This window comes from Maribellus maritimus (assembly GCF_022267315.1).
Classification (GTDB): Bacteria; Bacteroidota; Bacteroidia; order Bacteroidales; family Prolixibacteraceae; genus Draconibacterium; species Draconibacterium maritimum.
Window position 1 is genome coordinate 77,166 of record NZ_JAIKLE010000026.1, and the last position, 18,866, is coordinate 96,031.

An 18,866-nucleotide genomic window follows, 5' to 3' on the forward strand; every position below is an offset into this window, starting at 1 on the left:
TTTTAATCAATATAACGTAATTGGTAACTGGCTAACAATTAAGATGTATATATAAAAAAACAACTTATTAAAACGAAATAAATATTACTATGAAAAATCAACAAAAAATAAAAGGGATGTCCAAGTTGATTGCAATACTGATGGTAGTGCTCTCATACAACGGATTCGCACAGGAAAACAAAACCCCCACAATTACAAAAACGTTTGATCTGAATCAGCCGGGCACATTAAATGCCTCATCATCCGGTGGAGGAGTGACTGTAAAAACCCATAGTCAAAAAGAAGTAATTGTGCAGGCTTTTGTCCGAAAAAATGGCAGGATATTGTCTCCTTCTGATGCACAACTCGACGACATTTTGGAAGATTATGATCTGGAGTTTGAAAAAAATGGTTCTGTTATTACTGCGGTTGTCAAACGCAAAACCAGGTTTAATTTCCGGAACAATACAGGTATTGCATTAACCATTATAACTCCCCGGGAAATGTCGTGTAACGTTTCGTCGAGTGGTGGTGGAGTCGATATCTCAGGCGTAGCCGGAACACATAATTTTTCCAGCAGCGGAGGAGGTGTACGAATTGAAAATGTTACCGGTTCCACCAAGGCCAGTTCTTCCGGCGGAGGTGTGACAGCAACAAACCAGAACGGTGATTGCCGTTTGAGTTCAAGCGGTGGCGGTGTAAAATTGACCGACGCACATGGTAGTGTTTTTGCCCGCAGCTCAGGTGGCAGTGTACGCCTGAACAACATTGATGGTGATGTGGATGCCTCCAGTAGCGGAGGAGGAGTAAGTGTTTCCGGAAAAGCAGGCGCTGTAAAAGCAAAATCAAGCGGAGGATCGGTTCGTGTTGACATTGGCAATTTAAGCAAAGAGTTATACCTTACTTCCAGCGGAGGAGGAGTTGACGCGATAATCAAAAATGGTGACAATCTTGGCCTTGATTTGGATTTAAGTTCCGACAGAGTAAATATCGATCTTCATAATTTCTCCGGGAAATCAGAAAAAAACCGGGTAAAAGGAACAATGAACGGCGGAGGAATTCCGGTTTATATTCGTTCTTCCGGCGGAAACATTAATGTTCGGTATAATAATTGAGAGCGAAGAACCAATCAAATAATCGCTCATTTTTAACCAAAATCCACTGTAAATAAAGCACTAAAACCATGAACTACTACCTGAAAATTGCCTTAAGAAATTTATTTCGTGAAAAGAGATATACACTTTTCCTTTTTTCATCCATTTGCATTGGCCTAATCACTTTTATTCTGGTTTCAGGTTATGTTTTTTATGAAAAAGGTTTTGATCGCGTTTTTCCCGACAACAAAAACATCTACCGGGTAACTACCGAAATATACAACAATAACGAGTTAAGCCTCTCTATCCCTAGCGGGGAACGCGGAATATCAACATCAGTGAAAGAAACATATCCCAATGTTTTGGCTACGGGTTATATTACCAGAACAAGTAACCCACAGTACAAAATAGGAGAAGAAATCTTTTCCGACGAACAGATCTACCACGCCTCTCATGGTTTCCTGGACGTCTTTTCCATCCCGCTTGTTCTGGGAAACAAAGCGCAGATTTTAACCCGGCCCTACACCGTTATTATTTCGGAAAGTACAGCCAAAAAATATTTTGGAAATGAAAATCCGATTGGGAAGACTTTGTTTAAATACCCGGCGTATGAATATACCATAGAAGGCGTTTTTCAGGACATTCCTGCTCAGGCACACTTCACAGCAGATGCGCTGCTTTCTTTTCACGATGATATGCACCTGCCGCCACCTGCAAAAGCGCAGTGGGGCGAAACAGGTTTTTATACCTATCTGAAAGTAAAAGACAATACTGATATCAACCAATTGGAAACGGGAATCAACAATCTGGTTGCAGAATACAAAAAAAGCACATTCGAGAAAAACAATATCCAACACAAATATCATCTGCAAGCCCTAAACGACATCCACCTTCATTCAGAGTTAAAACAAGAATTACAACCCAATTCGCGGGCTGAATATGTGTATCTCATTTTTATCATTGGATTTTTAATTCTTGTAGCTTCCGGCTTTAATTACATCCAATTTTCATTCTCACGATTAATTAATTCAGCCAAACAAACCGGTATAAAAAAAATAAACGGTGCGACTTATTCGGGAATTGTTTTTGCCTCATTGGCAGAATCCATTATCATTCACCTTTTTGCATTGATTATTTCACTTGCCATTGCACGTACATTATTCCCGCTTATGCAAAATGAATTTGGCATTTTACTCCAACCCGTTTTTGTTCAACCCTTATTTCTTGAAGTTCTTTTCGGAATTCTGATTCTGAGTATTTTTGTAAATGGTGTTTTGCCTGCTTTGTTGATCAACCGTTTTAACGGCCTCGAATTGTTGAAACTAAAATATAAACCTGTTGCCAGCGGGACCTCTTTCCGGCAGGTAATTGTAGTTGCCCAGTTTGTAATTATTATTGCCATTATCTCAGGAATTTCAGGAATGAATAAACAGGTAAATTTTCTCATTCAAAAAGACAAAGGTTTGGATTTAAACAATACAATTGTTGTTAAAATTCCTTCCAACATGCGTAAAACCTCACAACGGATCAACAATTTGTCGGCATTTGACCAGGATTTAATAAGCAACAGCTCTATTGTGGGAATCTCCAGTTCAAATGCAATTCCAGGAGATTTGCCGGCCTACAACTTCAATTTTAAAGAAATACAATCGCAAAAGGGAGGGAAAGCAGCCTTGATTGTGGCAGACGAAAACTACATCAATAATTATAAAATTGATTTGCTGGCCGGTAAAAACTTTTATGCAATCGCAGATGACGATAAAAAGAACGGATGTCTCATAAATCAGGCTTGTTTGTCGGTTATCGGTTTTAAAACGCCGGAAGAAGCCGTTGGACGAGTATTGAAAATGGAAGATGAAAGCGGACTTCAAAAATTTGAAACTTCAGTTATTGGTGTTACAAAAAATGTGGATTTCAGCGATGCCAAAGAACAACATGAACCCATTGTTATTATGGACTGGACACAAAATATGGTTTGGGGAAACTATTCCATAAAAATGGCTACTCCCGATTACGCTTCTGTTCTTCCATTTATCAGGGAAAAATTTAAGGCTACATTTCCCAATTATCCATTTGAATATGTTGTTCTCGAAGACTACTACAACAGGCAGTTTGAATCAGAAACCCAACTTATAAAAATATTCCGGCTTTTTATTTTCATCGCCATTTTTATCACTGTAATTAACCTGTTTTCTATTTCCTGGCTGATTACATCAGCAAGGATAAAAGAGATAGGAATTCGAAAAGTAAACGGCGCCAATGTCTCTGAAGTGATGATTTTATTGAACAAAAATTTTATACTGTGGATTATTCTGGCTTTTGTAATAGCCACTCCGGTCTCATGGTTAGCCATGCACAGTTGGCTCGAAAACTTTGCCTATAAAACCAATTTAAGCTGGTGGATTTTTGCGTTAGCCGGAATACTTGCGTTAGGAATTGCGCTGTTAACGGTCTCTTTCCAGTCATGGCAAGCGGCTACAAAAAATCCGATAGAAAGTTTGAGATATGAATAATATAAAGTCCAAACAGCCAAAAGAGATGTAATAAATGATAAAAAAGAAAATTAATAATCGTTCCTAAAAACGGTAACCAATGAACCTAACCAATTTCAAAATCGTTCTCCGGCTAATAAAAAAACAGAAACTGCCCAGTCTCTTAAGCATTTTTGTTCTTACGCTTGGAATGACCTCTTTTTTGTTGATTTTCTTTTACATTCAGCATGAGAAAAATTTTGACAGGTTATGGAAAGCGCCAGACCAGATTTTCCGGTTGGCACTGAAAAAAACTCTTCCCAATGGAAGTAAAACTACAAGCGCTACCAACTATCCCGGGCTTTGCAGGGTTTTAGCCGACGAAATCCCGGAAATAGAGTGTGCTACCGGACTGTGGCCTGATGTGGTAACCGCATTTACAACTGAACATTTCCTGAAAGATGCCCGGTTCTACTGGAGCGATGCGAATGTTTTTAAAGTATTTAACCGCCCGTTTATTGCCGGCGATGCAACGAATCCTTTCCCAACAATTCAATCGGCAGTAATTTCCGAAAAGGCAGCCTTAACACTGTTCGGACAAAAAGATCCGCTGAATGAACATTTTAAACTCAACGAAGGCTGGGAATTTGTTGTTGCAGGTGTATTTGCCGACATCCCTGAAAACAGCCATTTAAAAGCAGACATCCTGATTTCCAGGGAATCACTGTACTATTACATAACACATTTCGACAATGCCACTTCAAAACTTAGATTGGAACCCATTACCGGATCTTTGGAACCACCTTCTTCTTCGGGCAGACTTTGGAGAAACCCACAGGCTTATACTTATTTCCGGCTGAAAAAGAACGTGAAAATCAGCTCTGTTTCCCAAAAGTTCCCGGCGATTTATAAAAAGTATACCAGCCATTTGATTGAAGACGGACAAAAATCTGCGTTTATTCTTCAACCCGTAAAATCGATTCATGCCAACTCCGACTTCGAACAGGAAATTTCTCCCAATACAGATTCAAAAACCATATCTGCACTTTATATTATTGCTTTCCTGATTTTAGTAATGAGCTGGATAATCTTTGTCAATTTCCAGATAACTCAAATAATTGAACGGGCAAAAGAAATCGGCCTTAAAAAGGTAGGCGGGGCTTCGTCATCCGGCCTTCTTTCCCAAATAACTCTTCAATCCGTAATGATTAATGCTTTCTCTATTCTGCTGGCTCTCGGTTTATTTTTTGCCTTACGGGGACAACTTAGCAGGTACGTCGGAATTAACGGACAGTTACCGGTTCATTCAATTTTTCTGCTCAGGTTTATCGGTCTGTTTATCGCAGGGAGTTTTTTAAGCGGTATCTATCCTGCATTCATTCTTATCTCAAAAAGGACACAAATGCTCCTTTCAAACAGATTTGCCAAAAACAACGACGGATTTACGCTGCGTCGCTCCCTTATTGTCTTCCAGTTTGCAGCTTCCATCGGATTGCTTATCGGAACAATTACCATTATCCGGCAGGTTTCTTTTATGAAAAACAAAGACGTAGGCCTGAAAATAAAACAAACAGCCTATTCTTTTACGCCTATGAGCCTGATAAAAAAAGAGGGTGCCACGCAAAAACTGGTTTCCTACATGAATGAAATAAATAAACTTCCGGGGATAAAAGCTACTACGGTAAGTTCATGCATTCCCGGGAAAGAGATCAGTTTTCACAGCAATCATATTTACCCGGAAGGAAAGCCGGAATTGAAGGGCGATAATTTTGGAATTCTGAACATTGACCACCGTTTTCAGGAAGTATTTGAACCGAAACTATTGGCCGGAAAAATATTTACAGAAGAAGATTCACCTGAAGGAACAAAACTGGCAATCAACCGGGCAGCCTGTAAAACATGGGGATTTCCTTCACCTGAAGCGGCTGTCGGAAAATTTGTTGAAGTGGAGGTTAACGATTTTCTAAGTATTCCTAAAAGTACCTTTCAAATCTGTGGAGTAATTGAAGATTTCCATCAGGAGTCGCCACGAAAAAAAATTGAGCCTCTGCTTTTGATGCATAGTTACAGATGGAAATACGATGTTGGCTATATTACAACACTTTTTGACGGTTCTGCTTTACCTGACGAAATGTTATCAGCCCTAAAAAAAGAGTGGGAGAAATTTTTCCCTGTCGACCCCTTTGAAATCAAATTTACAAACGAGAAATACCAGCTTCAAATGAGCGCCGATAAAAAACTGGCAGGAATTTTCTCTGTATATACCTTTTTGTCGGTTCTGCTGGCTGTGTTGGGATTGTTTGGGCTTGCCGCCAATTCAATTCAAAAAAGGACAAAAGAAATTGGAATTCGAAAAGTAAATGGTGCAAAAATTACTGAAGTTATGGCCATGCTAAACGCCGACTTTATAAAGTGGGTAATTTTATCATTTGTAATTGCAGTCCCTGTTGCCTGGTACACCATGCAAAAATGGCTGGAAAAATTTGCGTCCAAAACAGATATGAGCTGGTGGATTTTTGTACTTGCCGGATTGTTAACGCTGGGAATTGCTTTACTAACCGTTTCTTTTCAATCTTACAAAGCCGCAACACGAAATCCGGTAGAAAGTTTGAAATATGAGTAAGTCTTTATTTTGCGTATAAAATTTTAACACAAAGTGTATAATATTTTGACAACTCAAATCCCTCAAAAAGCACAACACGCTGACAATCAACATCGTGCATTTTAGGTATTTTATTTGATTCTAAAACATGAGATGTCAACTATAAAATTTAAGAATCATAATCAAGATACCGAAAACAGGAAGATACAAATCTTATTGACGCAGCATTTTTGTTGGTGGTCGAAAAAGAGAAAATGTAGATTCGTATTGCAATAGCGTCATTGGCAATTTGAAAATTTGAGGTTCTTAAACCATTATACTTGAATGAAAAATCAACAATTGAATACATATAAAAATGCTTCAACATTATCTGAAACTCATCTTCCGAAACTTTGCCAAACACCGGCGCTTTTTTATAGTAAATATTATTGGCCTATCGATTGGAATAGCAACCTTTGCGATGCTTTGGATGCACATTCAATATGAAAAAAGTTACGACAAGTTTTATCCGCAGACTGAAAATTTATACCGTATTAGTTACCATGCTTCAAAAGACGGGAAACAGTTAACCAACAGTTGCCGAACACAATCAGCACTGGGGCTTGCGTTGCAGGGCAACCAGGAATTGATTGCGGCAAGTTGCAGGGCTTTTTACGAATCATGTTTTATGTACACCGATAATGTTCAAATGTACAACCAGGATGTAGTTTGGGCCGACAGCGCTTTTTTTACCGTTTTTCAGAATGAAATGGTTTTGGGCGATATTTCAACTGCTGTATCCAATAAATACACTACTGCAATTTCTGATAAAATGGCCCGCATTTATTTTGGTGATGAAGACCCGGTTGGAAAAATTATTAAACTAAATGAAGGCATCCCGTTTACCGTAACAGCCGTTTTTAAATCTCTTCCAGAAAATACGCACCTGCATTACGATTTTGTTGTCAGTTTTTATACGTTGGAAGACTACGGCGTCAAGCGCCAGGGAAACTGGGGAGGAATTTTTGTTTCTACTTATTTCAGAAAAACACCTGCTGCTACGGAAACGGATATTACAAATCTGCTAACAGAAACAGCCGGAAAATACCTGACAAACAACGGGAAAGATGGCCTGCAGGCCGGGTATTCCATCATGCCGGTAAAAGACATTTATTTGCAGTCGGATTTGGAAGGTGAATTTGTTCCCCAGGGAAATTCTACCAAAGTGAAATTGTTGCTTGTTGTTGCGATATTTATTATCGTTATTGCGTGGACAAATAATATCAATATATCAACAGCCTTGTCGTTTGAACGTGTTAAAGCCTCGGCTATCCGAAAAATTAACGGGGCCAACAACCGGTCTTTAACGAAATATCATCTGGCAGAGTTGCTTGTGATTAATCTCACGTCCATTCTTTTTTCATTGGTACTTATTCTGCTTGTTTTACCCCTTTTCAGGTCGTTTGTGGATAACAATATCTCCATCGCTTCTTTTTTACAGCCATGGTTTTGGGTTATGTTTGGAGGCATACTGTTGTCGGGTATGATTTTTACCGGAACCATTTCGGCGCTGCTGCAATCTTCGTTTAATCCCTTGCAGGTAGTTAACAACAAAATTACCAACTCCGGTGGTTTTGGTTCGGTTCGTTACGGATTGACCGTGTTTCAGTTTATGCTAGCTATTGTTCTCATTGGCTCAACGACACTGATATTTAAACAGATCAATTTCCTAAAGAAAAGTAACTTGGGAATGAACCCAAGTCAGGTTTTAGTAATGCGGGGCCCGGCAACCAATAATACAACCGGGGAAAGACGTTACCATGAATTTTGCGCTTTCCGAGAAGAGCTCTTACAATTGCCTTATGTTGAAAAAGTTACAGCCACAATGAACATTCCGGGGCAAACCAACCGGTACAACAACGTAACGGTTAGCCGGAGAGGAAAACAATTAAATACAACGTTTAATATTTCTTTTTCCGATGAAAACTATTTCGCCACTTACCAGGTTCCGATTCTTGCAGGCCGGAACTTCTATCCCATATTGGCCAGCGAAAGCAAAAATGTAATTATAAACACAAAAGCGGCTGAAGCCATGGGCTTTGAAGCGGCAGAACGGGCAGTTGGTGAAAAAATTAATATTGGAGACAACGAGATGGAGATTGTTGGTGTTGCCCAAAATTTTCATCACGAATCGTTGCAAAAAGAGCTGGAACCCTATATTTATCAATTCAGGCATCCACACGAATTTGGCTATTATCCGGCGCTGGTTAAAACTTCAAATATTCCGGCATTAATGAAGTCGGTAAAACAGGTTTGGGAGAAACATTATCCGCAGGCCCAGGCCGATTTCTTTTTCCTTGACGGCTATTTTAACAAACAATATTTTTCTTACAAACAGCTTGGGCAGCTGGCCGGAGCAAGTTCTTTGCTGGCAATACTAATTGCATGCCTTGGACTTTATGCTTTGGTTTCGCATACCGTAAATAAAAAAGTTAAGGAAATCGGTGTGCGCAAAGTAAATGGAGCACGCATATCAGAAATATTGGTCATGCTAAACAAAGATTTTGTAAAATGGGTAATCATTGCTTTTGTTTTCGGCACTCCCCTGGCCTGGTATGCCATGAACAGGTGGCTCGAAAACTTTGCTTATAAAACCAATTTAAGTTGGTGGATTTTTGCATTGGCCGGAGTTATGGCATTGGGCATCGCATTATTGACTGTGAGTTGGCAAAGTTGGCGGGCCGCAACGAGGAATCCTGTAGAAGCGCTACGGTACGAGTAAAGCCCCACCCAACCTCCTCGAGGGGAGAGCCGGGAACAGCAAAATTGAAAAGATAGAGTTTTGATGAAATGCTCAACTGCAATCAATATACGCTGGATCAAATTCTACCTCAAAGAATTAAGGGGATTATTAACCGGCAAAACCGGTGGGTGGTTAAACAAAACACTGGGAATAAAGCAACTCGGGATTGAAATTTTAAGACATGAATAACAAAGACGAACGGAAATGATTAAATATTTTTTAAAACTTGAATGGCGCAATCTAACACGGAATAAATACATTTCGATATTAAAAATTACGGGCTTTGTAATCGGACTCTGGGTATTTATGGTAACTGGATATTATGTTTTGCATGAATCCGGTTTCGATCATTTCCAAAAGAATGCTGAAAATAAATACTTGCTTGATGCCCGGGATCAGTTTGGCGAGATGTACTTTTCGTTCAGTCTTCCGTATCCATTAACCGACTCGTTGCAAAATCGCTACCCGGAAGTGGTTCAAAGTACTTCGTTCGAAATGAGGGAAAATGCGATTTTTATTGGAAACGACGACGGATTTATAAAATCAGACAAATCGAAAATGGCTTTTGTAGAGGAAAGTTTCTTCGATTTTTTTGAATCTGATTTTATTATTGGAAGTGTACAAAGCAGCTTTTCGAATCCCAATCCTTTGATTGTATCGGAAGATGTAGCCAACAAATATTTTAACGGAGCAAATGCCATTGGGAAACCAGTTAGAATCAGTCTGGAAGATAACATTTACGACTTTGTTGTTACTGCAATTATTCAGAATCCGGCCGACAATTCGAACGTCAATTTTCACTGGATTGGAAGTTTACAGCAGTTTATGAAAACAGCCGGAAAAACAAACTATGCTTCTGACTGGGATTTTAAATGCAAAAGTTACGTTCAGCTAAAAAAAGGAATTGCCCCGAATGATTTTACAAAAAAATTGACAGATGAATATGTAACTCACGCAAAATTGGAACGCGCTCCAACTCTAATTTCCACGCCACTAACCAAAATCCATCTAACCAGCGATGTACAACGGCGAATTCGAATTTTTTCTGCACTGGGAATTCTGATTCTTATTATTTCAATTGTAAATTATGTCTTATTGTCAACGGTTGAAAAAACGCAGCAAATGCGCTACCTGGGTATTGAAAAGATTTCGGGCGCACGGAGATCTGATTTCTTCCAAAAGAATATTGCGTCCGTCCTGCTTTATTCTATTGTCTCGTTTCTAATTACCGTAGGATTGTTTGTACTTTCAAAACCCTATTTCAAAAACTTTTTTGAAGGTTCATTTTCTTCTGATTTAAATGTTACGACCATTGTATTGACATTGCTTGCAACTGTTTTTTCCATTGTTTTTTTGTCAGCCTTTATCAATCAAATCATCAACGGAAGCCAAAAGCCACTCGATATTTTAAAAAACAAATTCAGCAAAGGAATAACCGGGAAGATTATTTTCAACTCCTTGCTGACTTTTCAACTTGCAGCATTTATAACCCTGATCTCTTGTTCGGTTTTTGTACAAAAACAATTGTCCTTTATGCAAAAAAGCAAACTGGGTTTTAATCAGGAATCGCTGATTACAGTGAAAATAGCTCCGGAAGACATAAAGAACTACCCCACTTTTAAAAACGAACTTTTACGAAACTCTTCAATTTTGGATGTTTCCGGGACAAGCGCTCCCCCACTTTCCGACCGACGAAATATTTTTGGTTTTGTATCAAAAGACAGTTTAGGAAACGAAACAATAAAAGTAGTTGACTACGTGAGTGTTGATCGCGATTTTTTCAAAACGCTGGAACTAAAATTTAAAGAAGGCACAACCTTCCCTGAGTTTGCTGAAGGATATTGTGTGGTAAATCAAACTTTTATCGAGGAAAGGGAAATTAAAGATCCTTGGGGTGAAAGCGTTGAACTTGGAGGAAATAAATATAAAATCTGTGGAATAATGGAAGACTTTCACAGCCAGTCGATGCGCTCTAAAATTGAACCGTTTGTTGTTTTTCTGGATCCGGGCCAGATAACTCACTCCATTCTACGTTTTAAAGGGAGCCCGCTTGAAACAGTTGCGCTTTTAAAAAATGCTGCCAACCAGTATTTCCCAAATACCGTATTCGAATACGAGTTTATGGATACAAAAATTAAATCGTTATACAAAACAGAAGCGCGTTTTGGGAATACCATTAAAATCCTGACTTTCTTATCAGTACTTATTGCTGTTTTAGGCCTTCTTGGATTGGCCTATTTTTCATCACTGGTTAAAATTAAAGAAATCGGCATAAGAAAAGTAAACGGTGCCAGGATATCAGAAATACTGGCAATGCTCAATAAGGATTTTGTGAAATGGGTAGTGATTGCATTTGTTATTGCTACACCAATTGCGTACTTCGCCATGACCAAATGGTTGGAAAGTTTTGCCTACAAAACCAGTTTAAGCTGGTGGATATTTGCTTTAGCCGGGGTATTGGCATTGGGAATCGCATTACTAACTGTGAGTTGGCAGAGTTGGAAGGCAGCTGCGAGAAATCCGGTAGAAGCCCTACGATATGAGTAAAAAGCATTTAACAACCAGAGAAAATGAAAAACACAATCAAACTTATCCTTCGGAACCTGTTGCGAAAACCAGTAACAGCAGGTATTAACCTGCTCGGGCTTTCGGTGAGCCTTGCATTGGTTATCATTCTGTCGGCTTACTCATACAGCGAATTTACAACAGACAGATTTCACAAAAATCATGAGAATATTTATCTCATACAGCCGGGGAAAAACTGGTTCTTCACTCCGGCGATTTTAAAACCGACCATTGAAGCCAACGTTGCCGGAGTAAAAAAATCCATCCGGATGAGAGATAAGTGGAATCCTCCTGTTTACCAAGTCGAAAACGAAGATCCTGTTGAATCGGACTTGATATTTTCTGATAGTAATTTTTTTGAACTGTTTGATTATACAGTATTAGAAGGCGACCTTAAAACTGCCCTCGATGCGCCAATGTCGGTGGTACTCTCAAAGAAACTGGCAATGCGTTTGTTTGCAGATGAACCCGCTGTTGGAAAAACAGTTAAACTAGATAACAAGCATTTTCTTACCGTAACTGCCGTATTAAAAGAGCAGCCTTCCAATACATTGTTCTTATTCAACTCAATAGCCAATATTGAAACCATGAAACGGGTACAGTCTGACGATGAAAGAGATTTTACCACCTGGGGATGGAACAACTACCAAACATTTCTATTATTAGACGATAAAGTAAATCCTTCTTCTGTACAAAATCAGGTTATTAAATTATTTCCGGAAGAAGAAAAAAAGGAAGTTGTCGATTTAAACCTGGTTCCGTTAGATAATATCTATTTTTCTGCTCACGACGATTATCTCACGTTCATAAAAAGCGGCAATAAAACACAGGTAATTTTACTTTCTGTTGTGGCCTTTCTGATTTTAGTAGTGGCTCTGGTCAATTTCATCAATATTTCTACCACACAATGGAGAGACCAAATAAAACAAACCGGAATCTTAAAAGTTATCGGGGCAAAACGTATAGAGATAATGTTAAAAATGCTCTTCGAAACGTTTCTGCAATTCTCCTTTGCGTTCCTGGTTGCTTGTCTGATTACAACCATTGTTACTCCGATACTTGCCCATGAAACAACCATAACATTTAACCCGCAAATCATTTATTCCGGTGAATTTTTAATTATCTCCCTGGTTTGTATCTTTGTTCTTAGTCTTTTTTGCAGCATTGTGCCTGCATTTCGAATTGCTTCTTCCGAAACCCTCATTAACCTCAAAAAGAAAATCGTTTTCAAACACACAAAAACATTTGGTAAAGGAACACTGGTTTCTGCACAATTTGTCGTCGCCATTATCCTGATTCTCTTTACCATTTTAATTCAAAAACAAGTTGATTTCGGAAGCAGCAATCTGGGAATGAACCAGGAAAATATTGTCGGAATAGAATTGACAGACCAGTTGGCAAGTAAAAAAGATGTTCTGAAAGACGAATTGCTTGCGCAGGCAAACATTGAAGAGGTAATATTCACGCAATATTACCCGGGAAAAATGAATTCGGGCTGGGGACTTGAACTTCAGCAAAACAGTGAGAAGAAACAAGTAGAATTCAGGACGTTCAGCGCCGATGCCGGTTTCTTCGATATTATGGGATTACAACTTTTGAAAGGACGATTTTATTCTGACAATTTAGAAACAGATAAACATAAAGTAATTGTAAACGAACAATTCTGCCGGGAATACGGAATCACAGATCCCATAGGAGCAATTATGCCCAGATATAAAGGACCAGACTACGAAATCGTTGGCCTTGTAAAAAATTTTCACTTCCGCCCAGTAAATGAACCGATTGCGCCGCTGGTAATTCGGAATGACAATTACGCTTCAATTGCGCTGATAAAATTAAAAACCGAAAACTTTAAAGCACTTCGAAATACATTTGAAAATATTCAATCGATGGCCGCAGAATTATCCCCTTCTTTTCCTGTAAAAGTTTCATTTTTCAGCCAGGCGGTTGAACATTTGTACCAGGAAGAAGTGAAATTCAGAAAGGCATTTACGCTATTTGCTGTTTGCGCTATTGTCATAAGTTGTATGGGAATTTTAGCCATGTCGATGTTTGCCGCCCAGAATAGAATCAAAGAAATCGGTATCCGCAAAGTCAACGGCGCCAAAATCTCTGAAATACTCACAATGCTCAATAAAGACTTTGTAAGATGGGTAGTAATTGCATTTGTTGTAGCAACTCCAATTTCATATTACAGCATGAATAAATGGCTTGAAAACTTTGCCTATAAAACCAACCTGAGTTGGTGGATATTTGCACTGGCAGGAGTGCTGGTATTGGGAATTGCACTCTTAACAGTAAGTTGGCAGAGTTGGAAGGCAGCCACGCAGAATCCTGTTGAAGCTCTACGTTATGAGTAAGATGACGATTATGGTTACCTGAGAATGGAGTTTGGGAGATCTAAATGACAAAATATTATACAGAGTATGTAAAAAATTTTGACACACTCTCATTTTACTTCCAATTTAAATATCTGAAAACATGCGCATTACAATAGAGGTATTGAATTTGATAAGTTAAGTACATCTTGAAAGGAAAGTACCTTGACAACAAGTGTTACACACATAACATTAAAAACTAATTAATGAGTACCTCAATTAAATCTTACTTCCGAAATTTCAAAAAGCACAAACTGATTTATGGTATCACCATTGGAGGATTTGCCATCAGCCTGGCGGTGTTGGTTATGATTGTTTCCTATATTATAGAAGAAAAAAATGTGGATAAACATTTCCCCAACATTGATTATATGTACCGGATTAAGCAGGCCGATGGAAATGCCCAGATACCGGAACGAATGTATCAGCCAATTCTGAACGCAGCACCTGAGATTGAAAAGTTGTGTTTGCTCGAAGCAACAAGCGTACTCTATGAATATAATAGTGAGAAGAAATGGGCAAAAGCTGTTGCTACAAATGGAGAGTTTATTGATATCTTTTCCGTTGATGTTATACAGGGCACAACAAAAGATTTATTAAAGGCAAAGACCGACGTTTTAATAACAGAAGGTTTTGCACAAAGAGTGTTTGGTGATAAAAATCCATTGGGCGAAATTTTGGAATTTGGTAATAATGAAAAAAAGGAAGTCAGGGCTATAATTGCAGATCCCCTTGAATCAAGTTCATTAAAATACGATGTTATTTTTAATCTGGATCAGGAATTATTTGGCTCAACAAGAGGCTTTAATGAGGTAACTTATAAGATGTTAAATGCCGTTTTCCTTCTAAGCTCTGGCACAGGTTCCGCCGAAACCGAAGCAAAAATCATGGAAATTTTAAAACCTTATGAAGGATATGATGAAACATTGTTAAACGTTCAGCCTTTTAAAGATATTTATTTCGATCTTAAGGGAGATAACGACCTGTTTAATCATGCCAACCTTAATATGATAAAACTGCTTTCATGGATTGCGATTATTATTTTAGTGCTGGCTGTTTTTAATTACATCAATCTTACAACTGCTCTTAATAGTGAGCGGCATAAAGAAATCTGTATTCGCAAAACCACAGGAGCAAAACGTGAGACCATTTTTTCACAGTTTTTATCTGAATCCTATTTATCCTGTTTTATAGCTTTGCTTTTGGCTGTTGGATTTGCCATTATCATTTCTCCGCTTTTTAAAGATTTGTTTGGCAGGGAGGTAAATATTTTCGAAGCCTTGCAAAATCCGCAAATACTCCTTGCCGTTATCCTGATTTTTGTTGTAATAGGCGGCCTTACGGGTGCGTTACCGGCTCTGGCAGCATCAAAGTATAATGCCATTGATTTATTACAGCGTAAAGTATTGTTGAGAAACTCAAATGTGAGAGGTGTATTTAATACAATACAGCTTACGGTAACTTTGAGTTTAATTATTGCCCTTTCAATTATTACCAAACAAATCAACTTTGTTAAAACGAAGGACGTAGGCTTTAACAAGGAATTTCTATTGGAGGTTCGTCTTCAGGGTAAAACAAGCGACAAGGCAGCGGTGATCAAGGAGAAATTATTAAAGTATCCGAATATTACAGATGTAACAGCTACGCACGGCAGACCGTTTGCCATATATTCGACGAGTTCCGGTTCCTGGAAGAAAGATAGTGTTGAATATGAAATTGACAATTTATCTGTAATGAATTCAGATACTTCCTTTCTCTCTGCATTTGGGCTCGAAATTGTTAAAGGCCGTAATTTTCGTTTAACTGACAAAGGCCAGAATGTATGTATTATTAATAAAAAAACTTACGATTACCTTCAATTAGATGATATTGATGAATCCGAAGTTTTCGGTTCAAAAATCGTAGGTGTGGTAAAAGATTTTCATTTTAAAGATATGCATCAGGAGCTGGGATTTATACAGCTTAAATACGACCCGGATAATTTGAGCAATCTGAATATCAGGATAAGCGGCAATGATATACCCGGAACATTACATGTAATAAAAAATACACTAAAAGAATTTGAACCTAATTTAAACTTTGAACCCCGGTTTTATGACGAATGGATAAACACAATGTACCGTAAAGAAGAAAACCAGGCAAAAGCGATTGTAATTTATGCTGTTATAGCTTTGCTGTTATCAAGTTTGGGATTATTAGGGCTGGCAAGATTTTCAGCCATCAGAAGAACGAAAGAGATTGGAGTACGTAAGGTAAACGGTGCAAAAGTTCGCGAAATTTTGGTCATGCTGAATTCCGGTTTTGTGAAATGGGTTGTAATTGCATTTGTTATTGCATGTCCGGTTGCCTGGTATTCGATGAACCGGTGGCTGGAAAGTTTTGCTTATAAAACTACTTTAAGTTGGTGGGTTTTCGTTTTGTCGGGAATACTGGTACTTGGAATTTCGCTTTTAACTGTTAGCTGGCAAAGCTGGTGGGCGGCAACGCGAAATCCGGTGGAAGCATTGAGGTATGAATAACAAAAAGACTAAAAGATCAGACGAATCATGATAAAAACTATCTTTCTAAAACTTTGGTTTCGGAAATTGGTAAGAAACAAAATATATTCAGCAACCAATATTTTAGGCCTCACCATTGGATTCTCTGCCTTTATACTCATTGCACTATTTGTTCGGTTTGAACTTAACTGGGATAAAAATCACCAAAATTACAAGCGGCTTTATCGCATTCAAAGACAATTTACACAAACACTTTATACCACAAATGGAAATGATATTTCTCCTCACACCCGCGCATTCACTGCGCAAATGATAGAAGGACACTTCCCCGAATTTGAAAAAATTTCGGTTATCCGCGAAAACGGAGGAAGTTTCCTTTTTACAAATTCAGAGCACAAAATATACGACGACAAAGGAATTCATGCCGACAGTTATTTTTTCGATTTATTTAGCTACGAATTTATCGCCGGAAACAAAAGCACAGCCTTAAACGAGCCCTTCTCAGTCGCCCTCTCCGAAACCGTTGCCGAGAAACTTTTTGGAGATAATTCTGCCTTGGATAAAACAGTTCTGCTGGACAAAAAATATACACTAAAAGTAACGGGTGTATACAAAGACCTCCCCTTTAACACGAGCCTCCGCCCAACTTACATTATTTCTTTTGCAACACTAAAACCTTTAAAAAATATTGCCAGAAACAAAAGTTGGTCGGGCGATTGTATGACATATGCTTTGTTAAATCCGGGAGCCAGTCACAAGCAGGCAGAGGAAAAAATAAGAGACCTGTTTACAAAGTACGAGACCATAAAAAACGAAAAACTTCAGCTGTGCCCTTTGTCGAAAGTATACCTCAACTTTAACGGGAAAAACGATTACCTGATAGTGTTGAAACTTTTTGGACTTATCGGGGTATTTATTCTTGCTATGGCCGGTTTCAATTATATCAATTTATCGCTGGCAAAAGCATCAATGCGTAGAAAAGAAGTGGCAGTAAAAAAAGCGATCGGTAGCAAACGCAATTCGCTTGTACTTCAGTTTCTGAGTGAAACTGTTGTTGTATCACTGATCGCTTTGATATTTGCATTTTTGGTTGCAGAACTCTTTTTACCTGTCTTTTCAAATATTGTCGACAAACAAATTGAACTCATTTGGCGAAACGACTGGAAATTTATTTTGTTAACCATTTTAGTTGCAATTACTACGGGAATCCTATCCGGAACTTATCCGGCCTGGTTTATGGCCTCAAACAAAATTATTGATTTGTTTAAAGGAAACTTTTACAGCAAAAAAAGTAGTTCTTCCCTCAATCTAAAAAAAGTGCTGGTCACTTCACAGTTCGCCATCTCATTGTTTCTTATTGTACTTACATTGTCTTTTTCCATGCAAATAAAACACATCACTGAAAAAGATCTGGGATTTGAAAAAGAGGGGCTGCTATATACCGAAATTACTGTTTCTGAAACTGAGGTAATGTTTGACCAGCTTCGCAGCCGTCTGCTTCAGTATCCTGGAATTAAAGATGTATCCATGTCGAAAAACTTACCGTTTGTTCGTTTTGGCGGAGGATCAGTTAACTGGGAGGGAGGTGATCCGAATGTAAAAATCAACTGCCGGTTTAACAACGTGAGTTACGATTACATTTCGGTTTTAGATGCCAGACTGGTTGCCGGGCGGAACTTCTCTTTTGATTTCAGGGGCGATGCAGCTAATACGTGTATTATCAACGAAACAGCAGCCAGATGTTTTGGATGGGAAGACCCAATTGGAAAGCGAATCAACGATAATAAGCTTAAAGTAGTAGGTGTGGTACAGGATTTTGTTTACCAGGACATGCATAACCCGGTTGATCCATGCGTTTTAGTTCTGGCACCAAATACAGTTAAAGGAAACTGGATTTTTGCTTTTCGGGCAGAAAAAGAAATGCAGAAGAGAGCAAAGGAAATCCTGACATCCGAACTGGAAAAAATATTTCCAAACGATCCTTTTGAAATTCGCGATGTTCCGTTGGCATTTAACAGTGAAAACAGTTTTAAAATTTATCACTCTGTAAACAAAACTTTGCTGTTTTTTACTTTTATAAATGTACTGCTGGCAGTTGTTGGAATGTTTGGTTTGGTTTCTTATTCCGTGACACGCCGAACCAAAGAAATTGGAATACGGAAGATCAACGGAAGCTCATCGTTACGAATTTTCCATTTATTAAATAAAGAATACTATTGGCTGATAGCCTATGCACTGGGAATTGCTTTTCCTGCCGCATGGCTTGCTTATAACAGTTTGCCAAGCGCTAATAAATTGCCGGCACAGCCCTGGATATTTATTTCGGGTGCAGCTATGCTATTGATAATTATTTTAATAAGCACCAGTTACGAAACCATAAAAGCAGCAACCAAAAATCCAGTGGAAAGTTTGAGATACGAATAGCTTTCACTATCAGCACACATTAAGAACAAATGCTTTAAACTGGCAATATTTTTGTTACAACAAACAAAATTAA

At 38.5% G+C, this 18,866-nt stretch carries 8 protein-coding genes; all 8 read left to right on the top strand.

The window, feature by feature from the left end; translation table 11 throughout:
* Window positions 1-89 precede the first annotated feature (89 nt).
* The 8 genes from K5G00_RS20420 to K5G00_RS20455 all read left to right on the top strand — a co-directional run bounded on the left by K5G00_RS20420 (window position 90) and on the right by K5G00_RS20455 (window position 18,793).
* Window positions 90-1,094, top strand: a complete 1,005-nt coding sequence (locus K5G00_RS20420; protein ID WP_238768093.1) for a DUF4097 family beta strand repeat-containing protein — start codon at window positions 90-92, stop codon at window positions 1,092-1,094.
* Between the two features lie 68 nt (window positions 1,095-1,162).
* Entirely contained in the window at window positions 1,163-3,586 is a 2,424-nt protein-coding gene (locus K5G00_RS20425) for an ABC transporter permease (protein ID WP_238768094.1), read from the top strand.
* 79 nt (window positions 3,587-3,665) lie between these two features.
* Window positions 3,666-6,167 (top strand): ABC transporter permease, encoded by a 2,502-nt coding sequence (locus K5G00_RS20430; protein WP_238768095.1) that lies wholly within the window; start codon window positions 3,666-3,668, stop codon window positions 6,165-6,167.
* 334 nt (window positions 6,168-6,501) lie between these two features.
* Entirely contained in the window at window positions 6,502-8,907 is a 2,406-nt protein-coding gene (locus K5G00_RS20435; protein WP_238768096.1) for an ABC transporter permease, read from the top strand.
* A gap of 225 nt (window positions 8,908-9,132) precedes the next feature.
* The gene (locus K5G00_RS20440) at window positions 9,133-11,475 is read left to right on the top strand and encodes an ABC transporter permease (RefSeq protein WP_238768097.1); all 2,343 of its coding nucleotides are present in this window, start codon (window positions 9,133-9,135) and stop codon (window positions 11,473-11,475) included.
* A gap of 23 nt (window positions 11,476-11,498) precedes the next feature.
* Window positions 11,499-13,853, top strand: coding sequence for an ABC transporter permease (locus K5G00_RS20445; RefSeq protein WP_238768098.1), 2,355 nt, complete (start codon window positions 11,499-11,501; stop codon window positions 13,851-13,853).
* 224 nt (window positions 13,854-14,077) lie between these two features.
* On the top strand, window positions 14,078-16,390 hold the full coding sequence (locus K5G00_RS20450) for an ABC transporter permease (protein WP_238768099.1): 2,313 nt from the start codon (window positions 14,078-14,080) through the stop codon (window positions 16,388-16,390).
* Between the two features lie 27 nt (window positions 16,391-16,417).
* Entirely contained in the window at window positions 16,418-18,793 is a 2,376-nt protein-coding gene (locus tag K5G00_RS20455) for an ABC transporter permease (RefSeq protein ID WP_238768100.1), read from the top strand.
* The last annotated feature ends 73 nt before the right edge of the window (window positions 18,794-18,866 follow it).